The sequence below is a fragment of the Sphingomonas sp. ABOLE genome, assembly GCF_003950455.1.
Lineage (GTDB): Bacteria > Pseudomonadota > Alphaproteobacteria > Sphingomonadales > Sphingomonadaceae > Sphingomonas > Sphingomonas trueperi.
Genome location: NZ_QQWY01000039.1, coordinates 11484 through 34150, shown reverse-complemented (window position 1 = coordinate 34150; position 22667 = coordinate 11484). Strand labels below are relative to the sequence as shown.

Genomic DNA, 22667 nt, shown 5'->3' with positions numbered 1-22667 from the left:
GTCCCGCGGCATTCAGGCTTTAATCCATATTTCTCGGTAACTTATGTTGGCGGACGGGTGCGGTTTGGGGCACCCGGGCGGCTGCCGCACGTTGCCGCGCGATGATCAGCCTGCAGCCGCAACCGGAAGTGTCGTCGGAGGACCGCGAGCGCGGGCTGCGGCTGCTCGTCACCGAGGCGATCTTCTCGGGCGGCACCGCAGCGCTGACTACGGGGGTGATCCTCACTGCCTTTGCGCTGCATCTCGGCGCGTCGAACGCGATGGTCGGTATCCTGGCCAGCGCGCCGTTTCTCGCGCAGCTGCTCCAGCTGCCGGCGATCGGGCTGGTCGAGCGGATGCGGGCGCGCAAGCGGATCGCGGTGTTCACCAGCCTGCTCGGCCGCCTGATGCTGGCGATCATGGCGCTGCTCGCCTTCTTCAGCGGGACCTTGCCGCTGCTCGCCTTTCTCGCGGCGCAGCTGGTGCTGTGCGGGCTGGGCGCAATCGGATCCTGCGCCTGGAACGCCTGGATGCGCGATCTCGCACCCGAGGACCGGCTCGGCACCGTCTTCGCCAAGCGGACGGTGTGGCTGACCGCGATCAGCCTGTTGCTGGGCCTCGCCGCCGCGCTCGCGCTGGACTGGACGGCGCCAGGATCGTTCGACCGCGACCTGGTCTTCGCCGGCATGTTCGCAGCAGGGTGCATCACCGGCCTGATCAGCGCGCGGGTCGTCGCCGGCATGCCCGAGCCGCTGATGCCGCCCGCGCCGGGGCCGGTCGACCTTGTCGAGCTGCTCCGCCGTCCTTTACGCGACGGCAATTTCCGGCGGCTGCTGGTGTTCGTCGCCAGCTGGCAGTTCGCGATCAACTTCGCGACGCCCTTCTTCACCGTGTTCATCGTCCGCCAGCTCCACTTCAACATCAGCTTCGTGATGGTGCTGAGCGTCGCCAGCCAGATCGCCAACATCCTAGCGCTCCGCCTCTGGGGCACGCTGAGCGACCGCTTCGCCAACAAGTCGGTGCTGGCGGTGTGCGCACCCGCCTATATCCTGGCGATCGTGGCGATGGCGGGCGCCTCGCAATTCGCGGACCGTGACCTGGTCAAGTTGTGGCTGGTCGGCCTGCACCTGCTGATGGGTGCGACGATCGCCGGGGTGACGCTGGCCAACACCAATATCGCGCTCAAGCTCTCGCCTAAGGGCGCCGCCACCGCCTATGTGGCGACCAACGCAATCGTGACCGCCGCTGCGGCGGGTCTGGCGCCGATCCTGGGCGGGCTGCTCGCCGACTTCTTCGCCGCGCGCCAGTTCGAGCTGCTGGTGCGCTGGAGCAGCCCCAACGGCGTGTTCGCGCTGCCCTTCGTGCTGACGCGCTGGGACTTCTACTTCCTGACCGCGGGGGTGATCGGCCTCTATGCGATCCACCGCCTGTCGCTGGTGGAGGAGCATGGCGAGATCGAGCGGCGCGAGATGGTGGGGCAGCTGCTCAACGAGACCCGCCGCACGATCCGCAACATCTCGAGCGTCGCAGGCCTGCGCTCGACCACCGATCTGCCCGCCGCGCTGCTTCGCGATGCCCGCGCGCGGATGCGGCAGCGGCGCACGGAACGATCGTAGCGCTCAGCTGGTCTTCTGGACCAGCGGCTCGATCCGCAGGTTGACCACGTCGCTCGCAGCACTGCGGGTGAGCACGAAGCGGATCGCCTCGGCGATTTCCCCGGCATGCAGCATCTCGGCCTTCGCGACCGCCTCGACCTTGTCCTCTTCGCTGCATTCCTGCATGTCGGTGTCGACCGAACCTGGCTGGATCACGCTGACCTTGATGTTCTTCTTCGCGACTTCCTTGCGCAGCGTCTCGGCGAAGGCCTGGATGCCGGCCTTGGTCGCCGCATAGACGCTCTCGCCCTTGGCCTTGATCTCGGTGCTGATCGAGCCGACGAACAACAGGTGCCCGCCGCCCTGCCGCTCCATGCGCGCGATCGCCGCCTTGGCGCAGGCGAGCGTGCCGGTCAGGTTGGTGTCGATCACATAGCGCCAGTCCGCATCGGCCATTTCGTGGATCGGCTGCGCGCCGAGCGCCGCGCAGGTCACCAGCATGTCGACGCCGCCCAGTTCCGCATCGGCGGCCGCGAAGACGCTGTCGACACCCTCCTGGGTCGCCGCGTCGGCGACGATGCCGGTTGCGCGCCCTTGGGTCAGCGCGAGCGCATCGTCCAGCGGTTCGCGATGCCGCCCGAAGGTGAGCAACCGGGCACCTTCGGAGGAAAGCAGGGCGAGCGTCGCCCGGCCGATGCCGGTGGTCCCGCCGGTGAGGACGATGCGTTTGCCGGTGAGTGCTGTTGTTTCAAGCGCCATGATCATTCCCAGATGAGGATCAGCCGGCCGTTCGCCGGCACGACATAGTCGGTGCGATCGTCGGACGTACCGCTCGGGCGGATCGCGTCGCCGCCGGCGGTGGTGAGGCTGCTCTTGGGCAGCGTGCGGCGCTTCAGCCGGACCAGCCGCACGTTGGCGGTGGCGGTCTCCCCGGCGTCAAGCTGGAGCGTGAGCGCCTTGTCGCCGGTCCGCTCCAAAGCGCGGACCAGGGAATCGCAGAACAGCAGGAACGGCGCCCCGTCGATGCGATGGAACGCGCGCGACGCGAAGATGAAGGCGGCACCGGCGCCATAGACTTCCTGCCCTACCTGACCCGCCTGCTGTCCGTCCGGGTACAGATCCTCCAGCGGGAAGGAGAGCGTGCGATCGATATGGCCGTTCGCCTCGCGCTGTTTCTCGGCGATGGCGTCGTCGGGCAGCGCGTCGGGATAATAATACCAGGCGCGCGAGAGCACGTATTTGCAATATTCGCCGATCAGCATTCGTGCTTCGGGTTCGAGCTCGGGCCCGCCATCGTCGAGATAATGGGCGAACGCCACGAAGCTGTCGAAGCACTCGTACATCGCCATGTAGGGCGCGTCCTGCAGGCATGTGACGGCCAGAAAGGTCTCGTACGATGCCGCATGGCCGATCTGGCTGTCCCAGATCACCGCATTGTGCAGGAAGCTGGCGAGATAGACATAGCTCTGCTGCAGATAGACGTCGCGATTGGTGATGCGCCACAGTCGCATGCACGCCGCCGCGCCCCAGGCGGTGAGGTTGGCCTGATAGTTGATGTCGAACCGCAGCCCCATCGCCGCGTCGATCGCCGCGCGCGCCTCGTCCAGATACTGCGTCTCGTCGGTCAGTTCATACGCCTGCAGCATCACCCAGGCATAGATGCCGCCGACGTCGGTCTGGCCGCGACCATCGGCCGGAGCTTCGGCGGTGATCACGCTGAAATCGGTGACATCGTACTGGATCGGCCAGCGATAGTCGAAATGCCGGGCGGCGCGGATGCCATAGTCGAGCGATGCGACGAACAGCTCGCGCGCCTCCGCATCGCCATCGAGGGCAAGGAACCCGAGGTTCACCAGCGGGTGGTAGAGATACCAGCTGTCGACGGCGTCGGCGTCCTTGTCCTTGCCGACATTGGGCAGATAGCGCCGCAGCGTCTTGAGGTCCGGATCGTAGAATTTGCGGAGGCCGCCCTTGAGCTCCGCCTCCAGCGGATGCGGCTCGCCGCGCCAATTGCCCCAGTCGTGCAGGGCGGCAATCACCGACATCTGCACCATGATGTCCGGATATTCGGCGGCGGTGTACGGGTGGACGTAGCGATGACCATAATGGCGGACGGTCGCTTCGGGCGCCTCTTCCAGGTCACGCAGCGACCGTTCGGCGCGCGCCACCCAATCGCGATATGCGACTGGCGGGGGCTCGAGCATCCTGTAGGCCGTGGCCAGCATCTGGAGGAACTGCCTCGCCGATTCCCGCTCGTGCGGCGGCGCTTCGTGGCGGAGCACCAGGATCATGTCCGACAGCGTGACCGTCTCGCCGGCGGCCAGCGCCACCTCGGCCGGGTCTGCGTCCTCGGACGGGACCGGCAGCTTGTAGCCGAGTTCGGGCCAGGCACCGCCCACCACCTCGCGTGGCTTGGTGCCGGTCGTACGGAAATAGTCGTTGGAGGCGGTCAGGTTCTGGACGTAGAGGACGTTGCCGAAGGCCGGTTCGTCGATGCGGAAATAGAGCAGCCCGGTGTTGATCCCCCGCTGCGACGCCTCCACGGTGCCTTCCGCGCGCAGGGGATCGTCGCGGCCACCCAGCGGATAGAGATCGCGGGGCACGAACGGCAGCACCGTCGCCACGGCCGGGGTAAAGCGGGTGACGATCCGGATCTGCTCCAGCGCGTCCTGCGCGGCGACGAACGCAATGACATGTTCGCCCAGCCGGCTCGTCACGCGCAGCCGCGCCGCCTCTTCCGGCGCCTTGCGGGCGGCAACGCAGTCGAAGGGGGCGGGGATGAATGCTGCACGGACGGCAAGGCCGCCCGCGCCCTCGCGACGGATAATGGCGAAGACGGAATCGCTGGTAGCCAGAATCTCCACCTGCAGCCCGCCGATCTCGAACGCTGCGATGCACGCTTCTGTCGCGCGCAGGGCGTCCCGCAGCGTGAGCAGATAGGGACTGCCGGGGGTATGGAGGATCGCCGCATCCGGCATGTGACTCTCCTGTGCAATTGCAGATCAAGGGCAAAGGATCGGGGAGGGCGCGGGTTCCGGGAAACAGGGCATTGCCTGATCCAGGCTAGGCTGTTTTTGCCGGCGTTGCCTGCGGCGGGGAGGCGGCGGCACGTTCGGCCCCTTTGGGTGTCACGCGAAGTGCTTAGCCCGCCGACAGGGCGGGGAGGTTGACGATGTATACCGGCACCGGGCGCGGCAGGTCGAAGCGCTGCTCGGCGGTGCCGTTTCCGGCGGGCGGGTGGCCGTCGAACAGCCAGTGGGCGAGGCGCTCCGCATCCTCCAGGCGCACGCAGCCGGAGCTGGCACGGCGGTCCGCATGCGCGAATGCCGCCTTCATCGGCGTGTCGTGCAGATAGATGCCGAGCCGATTAGGCAGCATGAACTTGATCTGGCCCATCATGTTGTCGGGACCCGGCAACTGGCGCATCCGGATCGTGCGGGCTCCGGCCGCAACCGCCTGCCAGTCGACGGAGGCGGGATCGATGGGGCGGGTATCTGCGCCCGCGGCGGAGAGAAGCTCGATCCGCTCGCGGGTGAGCAGGTCGGCATCGCCCGCCACGATCTTGCGGGCGCGTTCGCGAGCGAGGTCGGGCGGCAGGTTCCAATAGGGGGTGCGCACAGCATAGCGGATCAGCCCCGCCATCGGCGGCGTGGCCATGCCCGGCTTGCCGACGATCACGCGCATATGGTCCGCGATCCGGCCGCCGGCATCGAACATCCACAGCTCGGCCGAGGCGATGTTGACGACGATATGCCGGCGGCCGTCGCCGGGAAGCGCCCGCGCCGCATCCAGGCTCGCGCGGAGTCCGGGCGTCGAGGCGGCACCGGACGCTGCGACTGCCTGGTCGAGCCGGGTGTAGAAGGGGTGTCGGGCCTGCAGCCCTGCCAGATAGCGTTCCGGCGACGGCGCCTGTCTGGCTGCGTGCAGCACGGCTGCCGGCGAGGTGGGCGGTGCCAGTTCGGCATCGACATAGTAGAGGCGGTGCCCAGGGCTGGGCTGCGCCGTATCGGCCACGAAGGCGGCCAGCGCTTGCGACAGCGCCACATCGAACAAGCCCGCTTGCGCGGGACTTGCCGCGGCGAGCGCCTGCAGCCGGGGCAGGTCGTAGTGCGCGGAGTTGGGGATCGCTCGATCGCGCTCCGCCAGCAGGCCGATCAGGGTACGCGACGCGGGGGTCGGCTGGCCGCCGCTGGTCCAGAGCGGCCGATATCCGGCTTCGGCATAGGCAGGAGCAAGGGCCGGGTGCAGGCGCAGCGCCTCGGCCATGCCCGCCGGGATGCCGGCATGGGCGGTTGCATGCGGGGCATGGAGCCCGGTGCTCCCCCAAAGCTCCGCGGCAGCAACCGCGCAGAGCAAAAGGGATCCGGCCAGGCGGCGTCGCCTGGCCGGATCGTCTCCGCTACCGTCCCGGGGGCGAGGGGCGGGGGGAGAAGCGTGGAAGTCTGTCGTCAGCCGCGTTCCCCGGCGGCCGCGCCGCCGCCTGCAGCGCCGCTCGCGCCACTGCCGGTGGTGCCATAGCCGGCCCCGCCGCTGTTGGCGCCGCCGCTGCCGGACGTTCCGCTTCCCGTCGTGCCATAGGCGCCGCTGCCCGTGCCGCCGGACCCGGTCGCGCCCGTCTGGCTGGTGCTGCCGGAGCTGCCGCCGCTACTCGATCCCGTCTGGGCCACCGCAAGGCCGCCCGCGGCAAGTGCGGCCACCGCACCTGCTGTTGCAAGTCGTTTCAACATACGCCACTCTCCATCCGTTGATTGGCGCAAATAGAACTGAAGTGGAGGCAGCTGTGTTCCTGAAATAACTGCCTGAAATATGTCACTAAACTTTGTTGATCGGCAGGTTGAGGCGCCGATTGCGGCAAGCCTGCTGCGCTTGTCGCCAGCTGGCTTGCCGGCTGAAGTTCGAAGCGCCTTGGTTGATCTAAGTCACTGAAATGGTGAGGAACGCCTTTGTGCCGGCCGGGTTGAAGGTCCATCAGAGGAGGCGTTCGACATGGCGCAGAAGGGTGCGGGCGGAAATCCGGGAGCGGTCACGGCCAAGGGCGGCGACGGCGCGCGTGGAAGTACGGGTACAGGCCGGGGCGGCGGCTCACGCTCGGGTGCCAAGTCCACGGCGACCAAGAAATCGCCCGACAAGGTCGGCGGCAAGAACAAGAACTAGGCGTGACCTGGTCGTGGCAGGCTGTACGTGCGGACACATTGTCATAGGAGGGCGTGCGATATCTTTCGAGATTTGCAACGATCCAGTCGACGAGCAGGCGGGGCTAGTCGAGGCGGCTCTCGGCACGACGAAAATTCGATGCGGTTCCTAGCACCAACACGGTATTGAGGCGTTCTGCTCCTATGGATGACCTCGAAGAGCTGATGCGACGTCAGCAGGCGCTGGCCGAGTTTGGCGACTTCGTGCTCGATCATGAAGACCTCGACCAGATCCTGACCGAAGGGTGCCGCCTGATCGCCCAGGCGCTCGGCACCGATCTGGCAAAGGTCATGGAGATCGAGCATGATGCCGAGACGGCGTTCGTGCGCGCCGGCATTGGCTGGCGCGCAGGCGTCGTCGGCGCGGCGCGCGTGCGGTTGGACGATCGCTCCTCCGAAGCCTTTGCAATCGCGCAGGCTGGGCCGGTGATCACCAACGACATCGTCGACGAGGCGCGGTTCGTCTTCCCGCCCTTCCTGCGCGACCATGGCGTGTGCGCGCTTGTGAACGTGCCGATTCTGCTGCCCGGGCGCAGGCCGTGGGGCCTGCTGCAGGTCGATGCCCGCGAACCGCGCGCGTTCGACGACCGGAGCATCCAGTTTCTCAAGACCTATGCAATGGTGCTGGGCCCGGTAATCGATCGTCTGCGGGTCGCGGCGGAGCGCGAGCAGGCGCTGATGGGCGTGCGCGAGCGCGAGGAGCGGCTGCAGCTGGTGACGGACGCCATGCCCGGCCTGATCGCCTATATCGACAAGACATTTTGCTACCGCTTCGCCAATCGCCGCTACGAGGAATGGTTCGGGCTGCCGACCGGAACGATCCTCGGCCGACATTTGCGCGAGGTGCTTGGAGAAGCCGCGTTCGATCGCCTCCTTCCGCACGCGGAGGTCGCGCTCTCGGGCAAGCGCCACCGGTTCGAGGCCGAGGTCGCATTCAAGCTGGGCGGCACGCGGCACGTACAATCCGAGTTCGTGCCGGACATACGCGAGGACGGATCGGTCGCCGGCTATTACTCGCTTGTGCTCGACGCCACGCCCCGTCACGAGGCGGAACTGGCGCTGCGCGAAAGCGAGACGTTGCGCGGGTTGGCTCTGGAAAGCGGCGGCATGGGTGCGTGGCGGTGGGACACGCGGGCGCACACGGTGCATGCCGACGCCGTGGTCCAGAAGCTGTGGGGCGTCTTCGCCACACAGCAGCCCCATGCTGTGGCGCTTTATGCCGGCATGATGGATGCCGAAGGCCTGGCCTGGCTGGAAAGCGGGACGGCGGAGCAGGTTATCCCGGGCGAATCCTTCGGCACGCGCATGCAGGTCTCGCACGGTCGCAATGCCGGGCGTTGGGTGCAACTGCGCGGCAAGGCGGATCTCGAACGCCCGTGGATCATCAATGGCGTGACCTTCGACGTGACCGAGCAGGTGGTGGCCGAACAGGAACTCGCCCGCTACCGCACCGCGCTCGAACAACAGGTCCGGCAACGCACCGCGGAGCTCCAGGCGAGCCGCGACCTGCTGCAGGCGACGATGGACGCCTCGACCGACCTCATCCAGGTTTTCGAGGCCGAGCGGGACGCGACCGGCGCCATCGTCGATTTCCGCTGGGTGCTGATCAACCCCGAGGCCGAGCGACGGTTCGGCCCGGTCATTGGCGAGAGGCTGGTCGAGCGCAACCCCGGCGTTCAGGTGGAAGGAATTTTCGACGCGTTCCGGCGTGTAACCGAGACCGGCATATCCGAGCGCGCCGAACGCCATTATGTGCACGAGCAGTTCGACGGCTGGTTCTACCAGTCGGCGGTCAAGTTGGGCGACGGCGTCGCGACGACCACGACCGACATTTCCGAGTGGAAAGCGGCGCAGGCCGATCTCCTGCGCCTGCGCGATCAGGTGGCGCAGGCGCAGCTTCGGGCGAGCGAGGAACGCTTTCGCCTGCTCGTCCAATCGGTCCGCGACTATGCCATCTTCACCATGGATCGCGCGGGGAGGATCACTTCCTGGCCGGCGGGCGCCGTTGCCGTCTATGGCTGGTCCGAGGAAGAGATGATCGGCCAGTCGGTGGATCGGACCTTCGTGCCCGAAGACGTGGCGGACGGCGCGCCGGAATGGGAGCGCGCAGTCGCGGCATGCGACGGGGTGGCCCCCAATGTCCGCTGGCACCTCCACAAGGGCGGCACCCGAATCTTCATCGACGGCTCGACCCAGCCGCTGTTCGGGGCGGACGGAGAGATCCGCGAGTTCATCAAGATCGGCCAGGACGTGACCGAGGCACGACGCGTGCAGCAGGCACTGTCCGCGAGCGAGGAGCGGCTGCGCGCCGCCGTCGACGTGGGGCGGCTCGGGCTTTGGGACTGGAACGTGGCCTCCGGCGAGGTGCATTGGTCCGACGAGCATTTCCGCATGGAGGGATATGCCGTCGGCGAAGTGACACCGAGCTACGAGGCATGGGCATCGCGCGTCCATCCCGAGGATCGCGCCGAAACCGAAGCGGCGCTGCAGGACGCGCGCGAACAGAAGCAGGAGTTCACCAGGGAGTTTCGCGCGGTGCATCCCGACGGTTCGGTACACTGGCTCTCGGGCAGGGGGCGGTTCTTCTACGACGAGCAGGGCAACGCCGTGCGCATGATCGGGGCGATGGTGGACACGACCGAACGGCGCGAATGGGAGGAGCGGCAGCAGGTCCTCATCGCCGAACTCCAGCACCGCACCCGCAACCTGATGGGCGTGGTGCGATCCATGGCCGACAAGACGGCGCGGGCGAGCGGCGACTTCGACCAGTTCCGTGGCCGCTTCGGCGATAGGCTGGAGGCACTGGCGCGGGTGCAGGGGCTGCTCTCCCGTCTGAACGAGCATGACCGGGTGACGTTCGACGAACTGATCGAGACGGAGCTGGCGGCGATGGGTGGCAACCGGGACGGCATCCGGCTGGAAGGCCCCAAGGGCGTGCGCCTGCGCTCCTCGACCGTGCAGACGCTGGCGCTCGCGCTCCACGAACTGGCGACCAACGCCGTCAAATACGGCGCCCTCGGTCAGGCTGGCGGATGCCTCACCGTGACCTGGCGAATGGCTCAGGATGCGGCGAGCGGGCGGCCCTGGCTGCACATCGACTGGCGCGAGACCGGCGTCGACATGCCGCCGCCGGCATCGGGGGCGCGCGGCGGCGGGCAGGGGCGCGAGTTGATAGAGCGCGCCTTGCCCTATCAGCTCGGCGCGCGAACCAGCTACACGCTGGGCGCGGACGGGGTTCACTGCACCATCCTGATGCCGGTATCCTCCAAGCCGGCCAGGGAAAGCTGAGCATGGTCGATGCTCCTCTCCACGGCTGCCGCGTGCTCGTGATCGAGGACGAGTTCCTGCTGGCGGACGAACTGGCGGATGCGCTGCGCGACGCGGGGGCGACGGTGCTGGGGCCGGTCGGCACGGTGCAGCACGCGATCGACCTCATTCGTGCCGAGGCGCGGATCGATTGCGCCGTGGTCGACGTGAATCTGGGTGGCGAGATGGTGTTTCCCGCCGCCGAGCTGCTGCAGACGCGCGGCATTCCGTTCGTCTTTACCACGGGCTATGACGCTAGCGCGCTGCCGCCCTCCTTTCGTGCGGTCCTTCGCTGCGAAAAGCCGGTCGACCTGCGGCGCTTGCAGCAAGCGATCTCTGCAATGCGCTTGGATCGGTCAGAGGACGGCACGGTGATGCGGGTACCGACCCCGAACCGGTAAAGCGCCACAACATCGCGGCCAATGCGCGGGGAAGCGGGCCCGAACCTAAGAAACGTTAAGGACAGGGCGCCGGGGCCTGGTCACTATCGCGCAGGTCTCTCGCCCAGTCTGGGGGCTTTTGCCGATGCAGCAGCAAGTTCCGGTAGTTGAAGACGGCATCGCGGAAGGGCTGATTTCCGGCAGTCCCGCCGTCGCGCGATTGCGGGGGCTGGCGCGGTCGGGTGCGAGCGGCGAGCGGATCGTCCAGCAGGCGGAGGTGGAACTCGCGGCGCAGCGCGAAAGCGAGGAGCGCCTGCGGAGCGCGGTGGAAGCCGGGCAGCTCGCCTTGTGGGAGTGGAATCTCGACACCGGCGAAATGCACTGGAGCGACGAGAACTACCGGATGCTCGGCTATCCGGTCGGCGCGGTGGAGCCCAATTACCACGCCTGGGCGGACCGCCTGCACCCCGAGGATCGCGACGGCACCGAAGCGGCGATCCGCGCCGCGTTGAACGGCGACGGCAAGTACCGTCACGAATATCGCATCCTACGCCCCGACGGCACGATCCTCTGGACGCTGGGGCGGGGCAGCTTCTCCTATGATCGTGTGCGAAAGCCGGTCCGCATGATCGGCGCGATGATCGACATCACCGACCGCCGGAACGCGGAGGCATCCCGGAGCATGCTGATCGGCGAGTTGCAGCACCGGGTGCGCAATATCCTCGCCGTCGTCCGCTCGATCTTCGCGCGCACGGTCGAGGCAGGGGGGGCGATCGACGATATCGCGCTGCACTTCACGGGGCGTCTGGACGCGCTGGCCCGCACCCATGTGATCGCCACACGCAACCCCGGCACGACACTCGATCTGGAGAATCTGCTGCGCGAGGAACTGCTCGCCGCCGGCTTCGCCACCGATCCGCGGGTCACGTTGGAGGGCCCCGATGTGGCGCTCGATTCCAAGAGCGCGGAAATCATCGGCCTCGCGCTTCACGAATTGACCACCAATGCCGTCAAATATGGTGCGCTCAAGTTTCCGAATGCGCGCATAGAAATTTCCTGGGCAGTTAACCTGCGATATAGTTACGACCCGCAACTCATACTTACATGGCGGGAACAGGGTGTTCCCATCGTAGAAGTACTTCCCGTACATCAAGGATTTGGAAGTGAATTCATCCGTGAAGGCCTTCCGTACCGGCTGGGCGCCGATACGGAGCTCGTCTTCACGGGCGGTGGTGCGCGCTGCACGATTTCCCTGCCGTTGCCGGGCATCCCGGCGTGATCTGGCGCGCGATGGAAAGCCCCTTGCACATGGATACTTCGCTTTCCGGCCTGCGCGTTCTGGTGGTGGAGGACGAGTATTTCATCGCGACCGACGTGGCGCGGGCGATCACCGATGCGGGGGCCGATGTCGTCGGCCCCGTCCCCCAGCTGGACCAAGGTTTGGCGCTCGCCGATTGTGAGCAGCTCGATGCCGCGGTGCTCGACGTCCATGTGGAGGGCGGCTTCTCCTACGCGATCGCTGAATCGCTCACACGGCGCGGCGTGCCGTACCTGCTGCTGACCGGCTACGATTCCTGGGCACTGCCGGAGGCGCTTCAGGATGCACCCCGGCTCACCAAACCCATTCAGCTCCGTACGCTGACTGCGCACCTCCGCGCGCTTCTGGGAGATGCCCCATGTCCATGATGTTCGCGACGCCCCTATCCGCGACGGAGCCGCCTGCGCTCCATCGCCTGTCCCGCATAGCACCGCTGGGGGAAGCGGCGCGCGCCATGGTCGAAGCGGCGGTGCGGGACTCGCGGCGGGTGTCGATGCGGCGCGAATTGCTGACCGAGGGGCGGGCCTTGCCGGAGCCAATGCTGCTCGTCAGCGGTTGGGCAGCGCGAGTGCGCATCCTGGTCGATGGCCGCCGACAGTTCCTGAGCTTCCTGCTGCCGGGGGACCTGATCGGCCTGTGCCGACACGATCGTCCGCTCGCGGTATCCACGGTGCAGACGCTCACCGACGTGAAGGTCGCCACCGCGCCCGACAGCGACTTGTCCGATCTTCACCAGGCCTATGCGGCGAGCAACGCGCTGGAAGAGGCCTATCTGCTCGCGCAGATCACGAGGCTCGGGCGGCTGAATGCGCTCGATCGGATCTGTGATCTGATGCTCGAAATCCACGAACGGCTGGCGCTCGCGGATCTGATCCAGGGACGCAGCTTCGAGGTGCCGCTGACGCAGGAGATGCTCGCCGACGCACTCGGCCTGACGCCTGTCCACATCAACCGCATGCTCCAGCAGGCGCGGCGCGACGGCGATCTGGAATGGCGCGGAAGCCGGGTGACGTTGTCGGATCCGGCTGCGCTCGCACGCCGCATCGGCCGGACACCCGCGCGCGTGTCCGCCGACGTCTGAACGGTTCGTCGCACGCCCTATCCGAGGTAAGCGCAATGGCTTCGGCCATCGGTCAAGCATGTCATCGCGAGAAACGGAGACGATCATGCGGAATGTCGATGACTATCATGATGTCCGTGCGGTTGCCGAACTCGATACCCGCGCAGCGCTCGCTTTGCCCGGAGGCGGTGCAGGCGCACTAGACGTTGGCCGAACAGCATCTCGAGCGTGCGAGTGCTCGCCGTCCCCCCAATGTCGTCGAGCTGCGTGCCGCTTCCCCGGAGCCTGCAGGGCGATTCCGTCAATCTTTGGCGGAAGGCGGGTCCGTTGTGCCGTTGAGGCAGAGGCGAGGGAGAGATTGGGCACCGCAGCATGTCCGGCGCGGAACGGGAGCGGGCTTTGCCGTGGACGGGGCGGGAGGACATCTTCCGGGGGCGATGCCAGTTCTCCGCCCAGATGATGCCGGGGTGCAACGATTCTGTCGTCTCGCGCGTCTCCCATTGACGGGATTTCTCCCCGGTTTCGCTTGGAGTGCCGTTCTGTCGCGCCCTGATGTCTCGACGTTGCCGCAGGGCGGCGGCTCTTTTCCTAGCCAGCCCGCCGCCAGGCATCTGCCGGCGAGGATCAGGGTTCTGGCCGGCATGGGCGCCGGCATTGCAATCGCGGTCGGCGCCGTCGTGCTGGTCGGCTGGATATCGCGCACCTACCCGCTGACCCAGTTCTTTCACCAGCGCAGCGCGATGCAGCCCCTCACGGCGCTCTGCGCCGTCCTTGCCGGCACCGGCATCCTTGCGGCTGCGCGTCGGCATACCGACCGATGGCACGTCCGCATCCTCTGCGCGATCGTTCTGGCGATCGCGCTCCAGGCGTTGGTGCAACAGGCCGCCGAGCTGGACCTCGGGACGGATCGCTGGCTCTTTCCAGCCGCCATCGACAGCCAGCCGATCCCCTATGCCCATCCGGGCCGCATGGCGATGCCGACCGCGATCGCCTTCCTGCTGATCGGTGCCGGTCTGTATCTGTCGCAGGTCGCCGGCCGCATCGCGGGCCTGCTTCTCTCTGCAACATCGTCTGCGGTTCTGTTGCTGGCGGCGATCGCCTTTCTGAGCCACCTCTACGCCGTCGCTCCCTTCCAGGGGCCGTTCAGCTTCACCCAGGTGGCGCTTCCCACCTCGCTGGCGCTGGCGGGCCTGGGAACCGGGGTTCTCGCCTTGCGGCCGCGCCGCGGCTGGGTCGGCCTCCTCGTTGGCAACTCGGTTGGGGCGACGGCGGCCCGACTGCTGCTGCCGCTGATGACGGTGATCCCGATCCTTGTGGCGGGGCTTGCCCTGCGCGGATCCGAGGCCGGCCTGTACCCATCCGATTTCCGCCTGGCGCTAACCACGGCAATCACGGTCGTGTTGCTGGGCGCGCTCGCGTTGTGGGGTAGCGCGCAATTGGACAGCCTGGTCTCGGAGCGCCGCAGCGCCGAGATCCTGCGGCAAAACGAAGCCACGCTTCGCGCATTCTTCGACACCGAGGGCCTGTTCGCATCGATCGTCGAACGTCGGGGAGACGAGGTCCACTATATCGCCGCAAATCGCGCATTCTCCGCATTGTTCGGGCGCGACGACGTTGCCGGTCTGACGCAACGAGATCTCGATCCGAGCGCGCCTGCGCAGGCCATGGCCGACCGGCTGAGGGGGATCGAGGCAAACGGCGTCGCCCAGAGCATGGAGATGCGCCACGTTGCGGAAGCGGGCACGCGCTGGTTTCAGGTGACGATCAGCCCGATCGGCGGCAGTCCGATCGATGCGCCGCGCTTTGCAACCGCGTCGTTCGAGATCACCGAGCGCAAGCGGGCGGAAGCGCACCAGCAGGTGCTGCTGCAGGAACTCAACCACCGCGTGAAGAACACGCTTGCCGTCGTGCAGAGCCTTGCAGCCCAGACCTTCCGCGGCAATCAGGCCGATCCGGTGGCGAAGCGAACCTTCGAGGCGCGCCTGGCCGCCGTCGCCGCCGCCAACGATCTGCTCACGCGGCAGAACTGGGAGACCATCTCGCTGCGCGCGCTGGTTGGCAACACGGTTGGACCCGGCTGCGGTGCCGATAGTGCGCGCATCCACCTCGAAGGGCCGGAGCTCGCGCTCCCCGGCCGCATGGCCGTATCGCTCACGCTCGCCCTGCACGAATTGTGCACGAACGCAGTGAAGTACGGCGCCTTGTCGAACGAGGTGGGCGAAATCTTGGTGCGGTGGTCGGTCACATCCGGCGACGAACCCCGGCTCAACATCGCGTGGACCGAATGTGGTGGGCCGCCGGTCGTGGCCCCCTCGGACCGCGGGTTTGGATCACGGCTGATCGAGCGTGCCTTGTCGGCGGAGTTGCGCGGCCCTGTTCGGATCGAATTCCGTCCCACGGGCCTCGTCTGCGAGATCGATGCGCCGCTGCCGCAATCCTAGCGTAGCCGCTTAATCACCGGCACTGATTTTGGCGCAGCCCGTGCTTGACGAAGGCACCAGGGCTGACTGGTGCCCGCCATTGGGTCGGCAAGCATTGGCTGGATCTTCGGTGGGTATCGCAGGGAACCGCTCTTTTCGTGCCGCATTGATCTTCAATGATTTCAGGTGCTTCCCGCTGGCCGCGCCGTTTGTGGCTGATCCGCCATGGTCAAAGTGCCGGCAACGTCGCCAGAGACGCAGCCCACGCCGCAGGCGCGGAGCGGATCGCGCTCGATCAGCGTGACGTGGATGTGCCGCTATCCCCGCTGGGCGAGCGCCAGGCGATAGCGCTCGGGCGGTGGTTCGCCGCGGGGGAGGGGAATGGCAGGCCGGCCGTTATTCTTTGCAGTCCCTATGCGCGAGCCCATGCGACGGCGCGGCTGCTCCGCGACGCGGGCGGTGCGTTGCCGGACGCCATGCTGTGCAGCGACGAGCGGCTGCGGGAGAAGGAATTCGGGATTCTGGATGGGCTCACCACCGCAGGCATCGCGGCGCAGATCCCCGAGCAGGCCGAGTTCCGGCGCCTGCTGGGCAAGTTCTACCATCGCCCGCCCGGCGGGGAGAGCTGGTGCGACGTGATCCTGCGGCTCCGCTCGCTGCTCGACACCGTGTCGCTGCATTATGCGGGCAAGCCGGTCATGATCGTGGCACACCAAGTCGTGGTGCTGTGCATGCGCTACATTCTGGAAGGGATGAGCGAGGCGGAGATACTGGCGATCGATCGGGAGGGAGACGTCGCCAACTGCTCCGTCACCGAATATGCCTGCGGCGCGCGCGGACTGGAGCTGGTGCGCTACAACGTCGTCACGCCGATGGAAGCGGATGCTGCGGTTACTGCAGCGCCCGACGCCATGGTGGCAGCACGCGGATGATCGCGCTGGACCACGCCTGGCTCGCCGCCAACCCGCTGCCGCCCTTCGACGTCGAGACCGACAAGAATGCGCGCGGCAGGGTGCTGGTCGCCGGTGGATCGGAGCGTGTGCCGGGCGCCTTGCGGCTGACGGGCGAAGCGGCGCTGCGGACCGGCGCAGGCAAGGTCCAGCTCGCCACCGTGGAGCGGGCGGCGCTGGCCCTCGGCGTAGCCATGCCGGAAGCGGCGCTGTTCGGGCTTCCCGCGAACGGCGCGGGCGAACTGGGCAGCGAGGCGGGACAAACGCTCGCGGCCCTGCTGGAACGGTGCGACGCGCTGGTGTTGGGGCCGGGGATGGGCATCGACGCCGATGCCGCGCCGCTGCTCGATGCCATACTGGTCGAGAAGGGAGACGGGATCGCGCTATTGCTCGACGCCGCGATGCTGGCGGTGGTCGGCAGCCGGGCCGAAGCGATCGTCGCCCGGAGCGGCGCCACCGTGCTGACACCGCATCCCGGCGAGATGGCTAAGATGATGGACGAGGATCCCGAGCGCATCGTTCGGGAGGCTGCGGCGGTCGCGTGCGAGGCTGCCGCGCGGTTCGGTGCGGTGGTGGCGCTCAAGGGGCCGGACACGCATGTCGCGACGCCCGACGGTATCGTGCTGCACTATCCCGGCGGCGGGCCGGGCCTGGCCACGGGCGGATCGGGTGACGTGCTGGCCGGCGCGATCGGCGGCCTGTTGGCGCGGGGCGCGGCGCCGCTGGTCGCAACCGGCTGGGGCGTGTGGCTGCACGGGGAAGCGGGCCGGCGGCTCGCCGAGCGGCTGGGGACGATCGGCTTTCTGGGGCGGGAGCTTGCTCCCGAGATCCCGGCGCTGATGGCTTCGGTCTAGCGCGCGCCGCTGTATCGCCGCAGTGTGTACAGATAGGCGGCGATGTCGCGCGCGTCCCGCGGCGTCACGCCCTGCTCCGGCATGGCATTGCCGGGCACGACCTGCTGGGGATGCTGGAGCCAGCGTTGCAGGTTGGGCGAGTCGTTTGGGAGCGTGCCGGCAATGAAGCTGCGGGTCGCGATGCCGTTCAGCGCAGGGCCCGCCACGCCCGTCGCGGCACCGATGCCCGGAATGCGGTGGCAGGCGCCGCAATTGTAGCGTCCAATCGCCGCCTTCCCCGCTGCCACGCTGCCGCCGGTCATCGCCTCGGCATGGGTGCGCGACTGGGCACTGTCCTGGTAATAGATGCCCGCCACCGACAGCACGCCCGCTAGCGCGGCGAACGCCGTCATTGCATAGACGAAGCGCAACTCAAACGGCATCGGCGATCCTCGGTGGTGCGATGAGGGTGCGGAACAGCAGCAGCGCCGCGCCGAGATGGACGAGCCCGCCTGGCACCCACATGATCAGCCCTGCTACCTGCTGGTCCTCGGCCGGGCTGAGGCCAAAGGGGGCGAGCGCCAATCGCGCATAGCCGGCGTACCAGGGCGAGGTGGCGAAGGCCATCAGCGCGCCGAGCGCACCGGTGACGATCGAGGTGGCGAGCAGGCACAGCCCGGCGAGCGCGCGATCGGCGGCCGCACTTGCCCCTGCGCCGCGCCGTCCCAGCATCGCAGTCCAGAACAGCAGGGCGCTCGCCAGGAAGCAGAGGTGCTGGACAGCGTGGCAGGCTTCGTTGACGAGCGCGAGGTCGAACAGGCTGGGCATGTGCCAGATCCACAGCACCGCTGCTTGCAGTAGCGTCGCCACGATGGCGCCGCTCGCCCAACGATAGGCCGGCGCGATCGCCGTGCCGAACGCGCCTAAGGTGCGGCGCGCGCCTGGCGGGAAGGCCCAGAGCATCGCCGAAAGCGGCTCGGCCAGCACCAGCAGCGGGGCGGCGAGCAGCATGATCAGCTCATGCTCGGTCATGTGCGCGGTGAAGCTCCGCTCGCCCGCTTCGTGCAGGGGAGACACTAGCGCTGCGGCGAGCACCAGCCACCCGATCGCGAACCAGGCGCCGCGACGCTGGAGGCGCACTCGTCCGCCCGTCGAGCGCCCATGGAGACGAAGCCAGCCGCGGCTGAACGCCACCGCCGCGATCAGCAGCGGCAGCGTGATTGCCGGGTCCCAGGTCCAGGCCGGCGGGGCGGCATGGTCGTGCCCGGCATGGGCGAGGGCCATACCCGGCAGCAGGAGCAGCGGGACGGCGACGCTCAGCCGACGCATGGCGGCACGATCATCACGGCAAGCGTCTGGAAGGCGATCGCCAGCGCGAAAATGGCGGCGAGCAGCAGCGCGACGCGCGACAGCCAGGCGCGCGGCGGCGTCTGGTCGCCGGCGGGGCTGGCGCAGGGCCAGGCGATCGTCATCGCGGCCGCGCACACCGCAATGCTCGCGACGCCCCAGCCGAGCCCAAGCCCGTTGCCGACCGGCGCGCATCGCACCTTGAGCACGCTGCCCAGCCCGACTTCAAAGACATACCAGGCGAGCGGCGGCGGCAGCAGCGCCGCCCAGGGTCGGATACGGTCCCAGCGGCTCATCCCAGCCTCGGCGCCAGGTAGATCAGCGCGCCCACCGGCAGCCAGCTGAGCACCACGAAGGTCCAGTAATTGGCATTGTCCTCCACATCGGCGAACTGGTCGTCGCCTACCTCATGGGTGAACAGCCATACTGCCTGCACCGCCGTGTCTCCGATGTCGGTGATCAGGTGGCTGGTGTGGAGGATGATCAGCATCCAGGTCAGCGATCCATAGGCATTGTCGGACCAGTGGACGTTGAGATGCGCGAACTCGAGCGCGCGGGGGATCAGCAGCACGAGGCCGAAGATCGTCATGCCGAGCGTGCCGAAGCGCACGCCGCGCTCGTCCTTGGCGATGGCCCGACGGCGGACCCACAAATTGGGCAGCTCGCTGAGAAGGAGACCGAGCGTGAGGATTGCCGGCCAGAACAGGTCGGGCGGGCGGATGCCCGCAGGGGGCCAGCCGTGCGTCTGGCTCATCAGGTAGAGATAGGTACCGGCGGCGAGCGCGAAGGCGGTGCCCTCGATCGCCATGAAGCCGATATTGCCCCACCAGACGAGGTGCTTCGCGCCGCTTGCGCTCTCGGGAAGGCCCGAGACGTCGCCGACGATCGTGCAGGGGCGGGCATCGCTCATCGACGCACCGCCAAGGGGCCGGTGGTCGCCCGCTCGCGCTGTGGCCAGAACCAGGCGATCAGCGCTGCCGCGAGGGGTACCGCGCCCCAGACCAATGCCCAGGGCGTGAAGATGCTGCCGATGAACAGGATCGTTACCGCCAGCGCAGAGAAGAGCGGTGCGATCGAGGGCTTCGGGCTCTTCTGCCGATATTCCGGGGTCGCTTCAATGACGGAGGTGACCAGCACCTCGCGGCGTTCTACGGCAAGCCCGGTCATCACCTGCAGTGCCTCTTTCTGGGTCCAGAGCGGGGTGAGGCTGTCGACCACTGGGAGGTGATCGAAATTGTGCTGGGGCGGCGGCGAGGGGACCGCCCATTCGAGTGTCGAGCCGCCCCACGGATCGGGCCCGGCAAGCGCACCGTGCCGCCTGCTCCACCAGGCGTTGGCGACGAACACCAGCCCGCCTGCGACTGCGATTGCCGAGCCGAGCGTGGCGACGAGGTTGAGCGGCCCCCAGCCCATACCCTCGCTATAGGTGTAGACGCGGCGCGGCATGCCCATCAGCCCCAGCAGGTGCATCGGGAAGAAGCCGAGGTTGAACCCGCCGACGATCAGCCAGAAGGCGAGCTTGCCCAGCCGCTCGGACATCAACCGCCCGGTCGCTTTGGGGTACCAGTAGCAGAAAGCCCCGAGCAGCGGGAAGATTGCGCCGCCGATCAGCACATAGTGGAAGTGCGCGACGATGAAGTAGGTGTCGGTGATCTGCTGGTCGAGCGGGGCCGAGGCGGCCATCACGCCCGACAGCCCGCCGATCACGAAGGTGGCGATGAAGCCGAGTACCCAGAGGAGTGGCGTGTCGAAACGCGGGCGGCCGCTCCACAGCGTCGCGATCCAGCAGAAGATCTGGAGGCCCGCGGGCAGCGCCACCGCCATGCTCGCGGCCGTGTAGAAATCGTTGCCCAGCCGCGGCAGGCCGACCGCGAACATGTGGTGGACCCACAGCCCGAAGGCGAGCGCGGCGATTCCGAGCATCGACAGCACCACCGCAACATGACCGAACAGCGTGCGGCGCGAGAAGGTCTCGACGATCATCGAGACGAAGCCCGCGGCGGGCAGGAAGATGATGTACACCTCCGGATGGCCGAACCACCAGAACAGGTGCTGGAACAGGATCGGGTCGCCGCCCGCGGCCGGCGCGAAGAACTGCGTCGAGACCAGCCGGTCGGCAATCAGCATGCTGGTGACGAGCATCACGGCGGGCAACGAGAAGATCGTCATCAGCCCGGCGATCGCCTGCGACCACACGAATACCGGGATGCGTGCCAGCGTCATGCCGGGCGGCCGCATCTTGAGGACGGTGGCGACGACGTTCACCGAGGCGGCGAGTGCCGCGACCTCGGTGAAGGTGATCATCTGCGCCCAGATGTCGGCGCGGTGGCCGGGCGCATAGCCGGGGCCCGAGAGCGGCGGATATTCGAACCAGCCGAGATCGGGGGTGATGCCGACGGCGTGCGGCACCCACAGCATCAGCACGCCGCCCAGATACAGCCAGTAGCTGAACGCCGCGAGCCGGGGGAAGGCGAGCGCGCGCTGGCCGAGCATCAGCGGCACCAGCCAGATCGCCATCGCCTCCATCACCGGCACCGAGACGAGGAACAGCATCGTCGAGCCGTGCAGCGAGAAGCTCTCGTTGTAGAGCTGCGGCGTCATCCGCCCCATGTCGGGCCAGGCGAGCTGCAGCCGCATGTCGAGCGCGAGCATGCCCGCCAGGAACATCAGCAGCACGACGGTGAGGATATAGCGCGCGGCGATCCGCTTGTGGTCGACGGTGGTGAGGAAGCCCCACAGGCCCGGCGCGTCGCGCCACGAGACGGCGAGCCGATCGGCCTGTTCGGGGGTGAGCGGCGCGGTCATTGGAGTTCCATCAGGTAGCGCGACGCTGCGTCGGCATCCGGGCCGGAGAGCGCGACCGGCGGCATCATCGTGCCAGGCTTCAGCGCCTGGGGCTGGGCGATCCAGCCTTGAACCGCGCCGCGGCTCATCGTCAGCGTGCCGGCGGCCACCGAGCGCCGGCTACCGAAATGGGTGAGGTCCGGCCCGGCCCGTCCGGTGGAGGGCGTGCCGCGGATCGTGTGGCACATCGCGCATTGGCCGCCGGTCACCACCTGCTGCCCGCGCGCGGCGACGGGATCGGCAGGTATGGCGGCGGCCTTGGCCTGTCCGGCCAGCCAGCGCTCGAAATCCTCCGGCGCATCGACCTTCACGTCGAACGCCATGTGCGCGTGCTGGACGCCGCAGAACTCGGCGCACTGGCCGCGGAACCAGCCGGGTCGGGTGGGGGTGAGGTCGAGCAGGTTGATCCGGCCGGGGATCACGTCGAGCTTCTGCGCGATGTTCGGCACCCAGAAGCTGTGGATCACGTCCGCCGATCCCAGCGCGACGCGCGTCGTGCGGCCGAGCGGCAGGTGAAGTTCGTTCGCGGTCTCGATCCAGCCGCCGGTGCGCGGATCGCGATACTCGATGCGCCACCACCATTGGTGGCCGGTCACCCGCACCTCCAGCGCGTCGCGCGCGCGGGCGGCGGCGATGTTGCGCTCGACGAGGAAGCTGGCGGTGATCAGCACGGTGAGCCCGACCACGATCAGCCCCGCCCAGCCGAGCATTCCTCGGTTGAGCCCGATGTCCGGTGGATCGATCGTCGGCTCGCTCGCCGGGCGGCGCCTGCGGAACGCGCGCCACAGCGTCCAGGCGACTCCGCCAAGCACCAGCAGGTACATCGCGCCGCAGACGAGCATCATCAGCCAGAACAGGCCGTGGATGCCCGCCGCCTGTTCGCCCGCCGGTTCCAGTGCCGATTGCAGTCCGCTCAACGCACCGGACCCGTCCAGTTGCTCCCCTGCGGCTCGCCGACCTGGTCGAGATCCTGGCGGCGGCGTTTCTCCGGCGTCAGCCGCGGCAGGTTCCGCACATAGGCGGTGATCTGCCAGAGCTGCTCGGCAGGGATGCGCGCGGCATATCCCGCCGTCGCGCCGGGGTGCCGCTCGGCGATGAAGCCATAGACCTGATCGAGAGCGCCGCCATGCACCCAGACCCGGTCGCCGAGGTTCAGCGGCCCTTTGGCGGAACGACCATGACAGCTCCCGCACCCATACCAGGTGAAATAGCGTCCACCCTGCGCGACCTGATAGAGGTTGCGCTCATAGGCTGCGGCCCGCGAATCCTGCGCACCGTTGGGGGCGGTCTGGGGCAAGTCCGGCCCGGCGGATCGGCTCTCCGCGCTGCAACTCGCAACGGGCAAGGCGATCAGACCGGCAAGGAACGCGCGACGGAGAGAATTCACGCCGTTTTGTTGCGCGCCCGATCAGCCCCTTCAATCACACAAATTAGTTTTGCCAC

Annotated in this window: 21 protein-coding genes; 10 read left to right on the top strand and 11 right to left on the bottom strand. The window is 67.9% G+C overall.

From position 1 onward, the window contains the following. Window positions 1-101 precede the first annotated feature (101 nt). Window positions 102-1595 (top strand): MFS transporter, encoded by a 1494-nt coding sequence (locus CA234_RS19310; protein WP_126002519.1) that lies wholly within the window; start codon window positions 102-104, stop codon window positions 1593-1595. 3 nt (window positions 1596-1598) lie between these two features. Here CA234_RS19310 and CA234_RS19305 read toward each other — a convergent pair whose 3' ends face one another. From CA234_RS19305 to CA234_RS19290, 4 genes are all read right to left on the bottom strand, one after another. Beyond that, window positions 1599-2333, bottom strand: coding sequence for an SDR family oxidoreductase (locus tag CA234_RS19305; RefSeq protein ID WP_126002518.1), 735 nt, complete (start codon window positions 2331-2333; stop codon window positions 1599-1601). 2 nt (window positions 2334-2335) lie between these two features. Continuing rightward, window positions 2336-4552, bottom strand: coding sequence for a hypothetical protein (locus CA234_RS19300; RefSeq protein ID WP_126002517.1), 2217 nt, complete (start codon window positions 4550-4552; stop codon window positions 2336-2338). A 163-nt stretch (window positions 4553-4715) separates the two neighbouring features. Then, complete coding sequence (locus CA234_RS19295) at window positions 4716-5840, bottom strand: L,D-transpeptidase family protein (protein WP_125977420.1); 1125 nt, start codon at window positions 5838-5840, stop codon at window positions 4716-4718. Window positions 5841-6022: 182 nt separating this feature from the next. Continuing rightward, a complete protein-coding gene (locus CA234_RS19290) occupies window positions 6023-6301 on the bottom strand; it encodes a hypothetical protein (protein WP_125977419.1) in 279 nt (92 codons plus the stop codon). A 259-nt stretch (window positions 6302-6560) separates the two neighbouring features. Here CA234_RS19290 and CA234_RS24465 point away from each other — a divergent pair, with 259 nt between their 5' ends. The 9 genes from CA234_RS24465 to CA234_RS19250 all read left to right on the top strand — a co-directional run bounded on the left by CA234_RS24465 (window position 6561) and on the right by CA234_RS19250 (window position 17054). After that, window positions 6561-6728, top strand: coding sequence for a hypothetical protein (locus CA234_RS24465; protein ID WP_164521877.1), 168 nt, complete (start codon window positions 6561-6563; stop codon window positions 6726-6728). A 182-nt stretch (window positions 6729-6910) separates the two neighbouring features. Beyond that, window positions 6911-10054, top strand: a complete 3144-nt coding sequence (locus CA234_RS19285; protein WP_126002516.1) for a PAS domain S-box protein — start codon at window positions 6911-6913, stop codon at window positions 10052-10054. Between the two features lie 2 nt (window positions 10055-10056). After that, a complete protein-coding gene (locus CA234_RS19280) occupies window positions 10057-10473 on the top strand; it encodes a response regulator (protein WP_126002515.1) in 417 nt (138 codons plus the stop codon). 124 nt (window positions 10474-10597) lie between these two features. Beyond that, a complete protein-coding gene (locus CA234_RS19275) occupies window positions 10598-11731 on the top strand; it encodes a PAS domain-containing protein (RefSeq protein ID WP_126002514.1) in 1134 nt (377 codons plus the stop codon). A 29-nt stretch (window positions 11732-11760) separates the two neighbouring features. Then, window positions 11761-12138, top strand: coding sequence for a hypothetical protein (locus CA234_RS19270; protein ID WP_206431247.1), 378 nt, complete (start codon window positions 11761-11763; stop codon window positions 12136-12138). After that, window positions 12135-12851 carry a Crp/Fnr family transcriptional regulator gene (locus CA234_RS19265; protein ID WP_126002513.1) on the top strand — a complete coding sequence of 239 codons (717 nt, stop codon included), beginning with the start codon at window positions 12135-12137 and terminating at the stop codon, window positions 12849-12851. The genes CA234_RS19270 and CA234_RS19265 overlap by 4 nt, the downstream gene beginning before the upstream one ends. A 620-nt stretch (window positions 12852-13471) precedes the next feature. Beyond that, entirely contained in the window at window positions 13472-15271 is a 1800-nt protein-coding gene (locus tag CA234_RS19260; protein ID WP_164521876.1) for an HWE histidine kinase domain-containing protein, read from the top strand. 155 nt (window positions 15272-15426) lie between these two features. After that, complete coding sequence (locus CA234_RS19255) at window positions 15427-16182, top strand: histidine phosphatase family protein (RefSeq protein ID WP_126002511.1); 756 nt, start codon at window positions 15427-15429, stop codon at window positions 16180-16182. Then, window positions 16179-17054 carry an NAD(P)H-hydrate dehydratase gene (locus CA234_RS19250; protein WP_126002510.1) on the top strand — a complete coding sequence of 292 codons (876 nt, stop codon included), beginning with the start codon at window positions 16179-16181 and terminating at the stop codon, window positions 17052-17054. The genes CA234_RS19255 and CA234_RS19250 overlap by 4 nt, the downstream gene beginning before the upstream one ends. Here CA234_RS19250 and CA234_RS19245 read toward each other — a convergent pair. Genes CA234_RS19245 through CA234_RS19220 form a run of 7 tightly spaced genes read right to left on the bottom strand, consistent with a single transcriptional unit; the run spans window position 17051 to window position 22611 of the window. Further along, window positions 17051-17476: a c-type cytochrome gene (locus CA234_RS19245; protein WP_126002509.1), complete on the bottom strand. Its 426-nt coding sequence runs from the start codon at window positions 17474-17476 to the stop codon at window positions 17051-17053. The two genes, CA234_RS19250 and CA234_RS19245, sit on opposite strands and share 4 nt — an antisense overlap. Beyond that, window positions 17466-18362, bottom strand: coding sequence for a cytochrome c oxidase assembly protein (locus tag CA234_RS19240; protein ID WP_164521875.1), 897 nt, complete (start codon window positions 18360-18362; stop codon window positions 17466-17468). The genes CA234_RS19245 and CA234_RS19240 overlap by 11 nt, the downstream gene beginning before the upstream one ends. Beyond that, on the bottom strand, window positions 18350-18676 hold the full coding sequence (locus CA234_RS24460) for a hypothetical protein (RefSeq protein ID WP_164521874.1): 327 nt from the start codon (window positions 18674-18676) through the stop codon (window positions 18350-18352). Before CA234_RS24460 ends, CA234_RS19240 begins: the two co-directional genes overlap by 13 nt. Further along, on the bottom strand, window positions 18673-19290 hold the full coding sequence (locus tag CA234_RS19235) for a cytochrome c oxidase subunit 3 (RefSeq protein ID WP_126002507.1): 618 nt from the start codon (window positions 19288-19290) through the stop codon (window positions 18673-18675). Before CA234_RS19235 ends, CA234_RS24460 begins: the two co-directional genes overlap by 4 nt. Next, on the bottom strand, window positions 19287-21185 hold the full coding sequence (locus CA234_RS19230) for a cbb3-type cytochrome c oxidase subunit I (protein WP_126002506.1): 1899 nt from the start codon (window positions 21183-21185) through the stop codon (window positions 19287-19289). Before CA234_RS19230 ends, CA234_RS19235 begins: the two co-directional genes overlap by 4 nt. Continuing rightward, on the bottom strand, window positions 21182-22141 hold the full coding sequence (gene coxB, locus CA234_RS19225; protein WP_125977406.1) for a cytochrome c oxidase subunit II: 960 nt from the start codon (window positions 22139-22141) through the stop codon (window positions 21182-21184). The genes CA234_RS19230 and coxB overlap by 4 nt, the downstream gene beginning before the upstream one ends. Next, window positions 22138-22611, bottom strand: coding sequence for a cytochrome c (locus CA234_RS19220; protein WP_125977405.1), 474 nt, complete (start codon window positions 22609-22611; stop codon window positions 22138-22140). Before CA234_RS19220 ends, coxB begins: the two co-directional genes overlap by 4 nt. Window positions 22612-22667 lie beyond the last annotated feature (56 nt).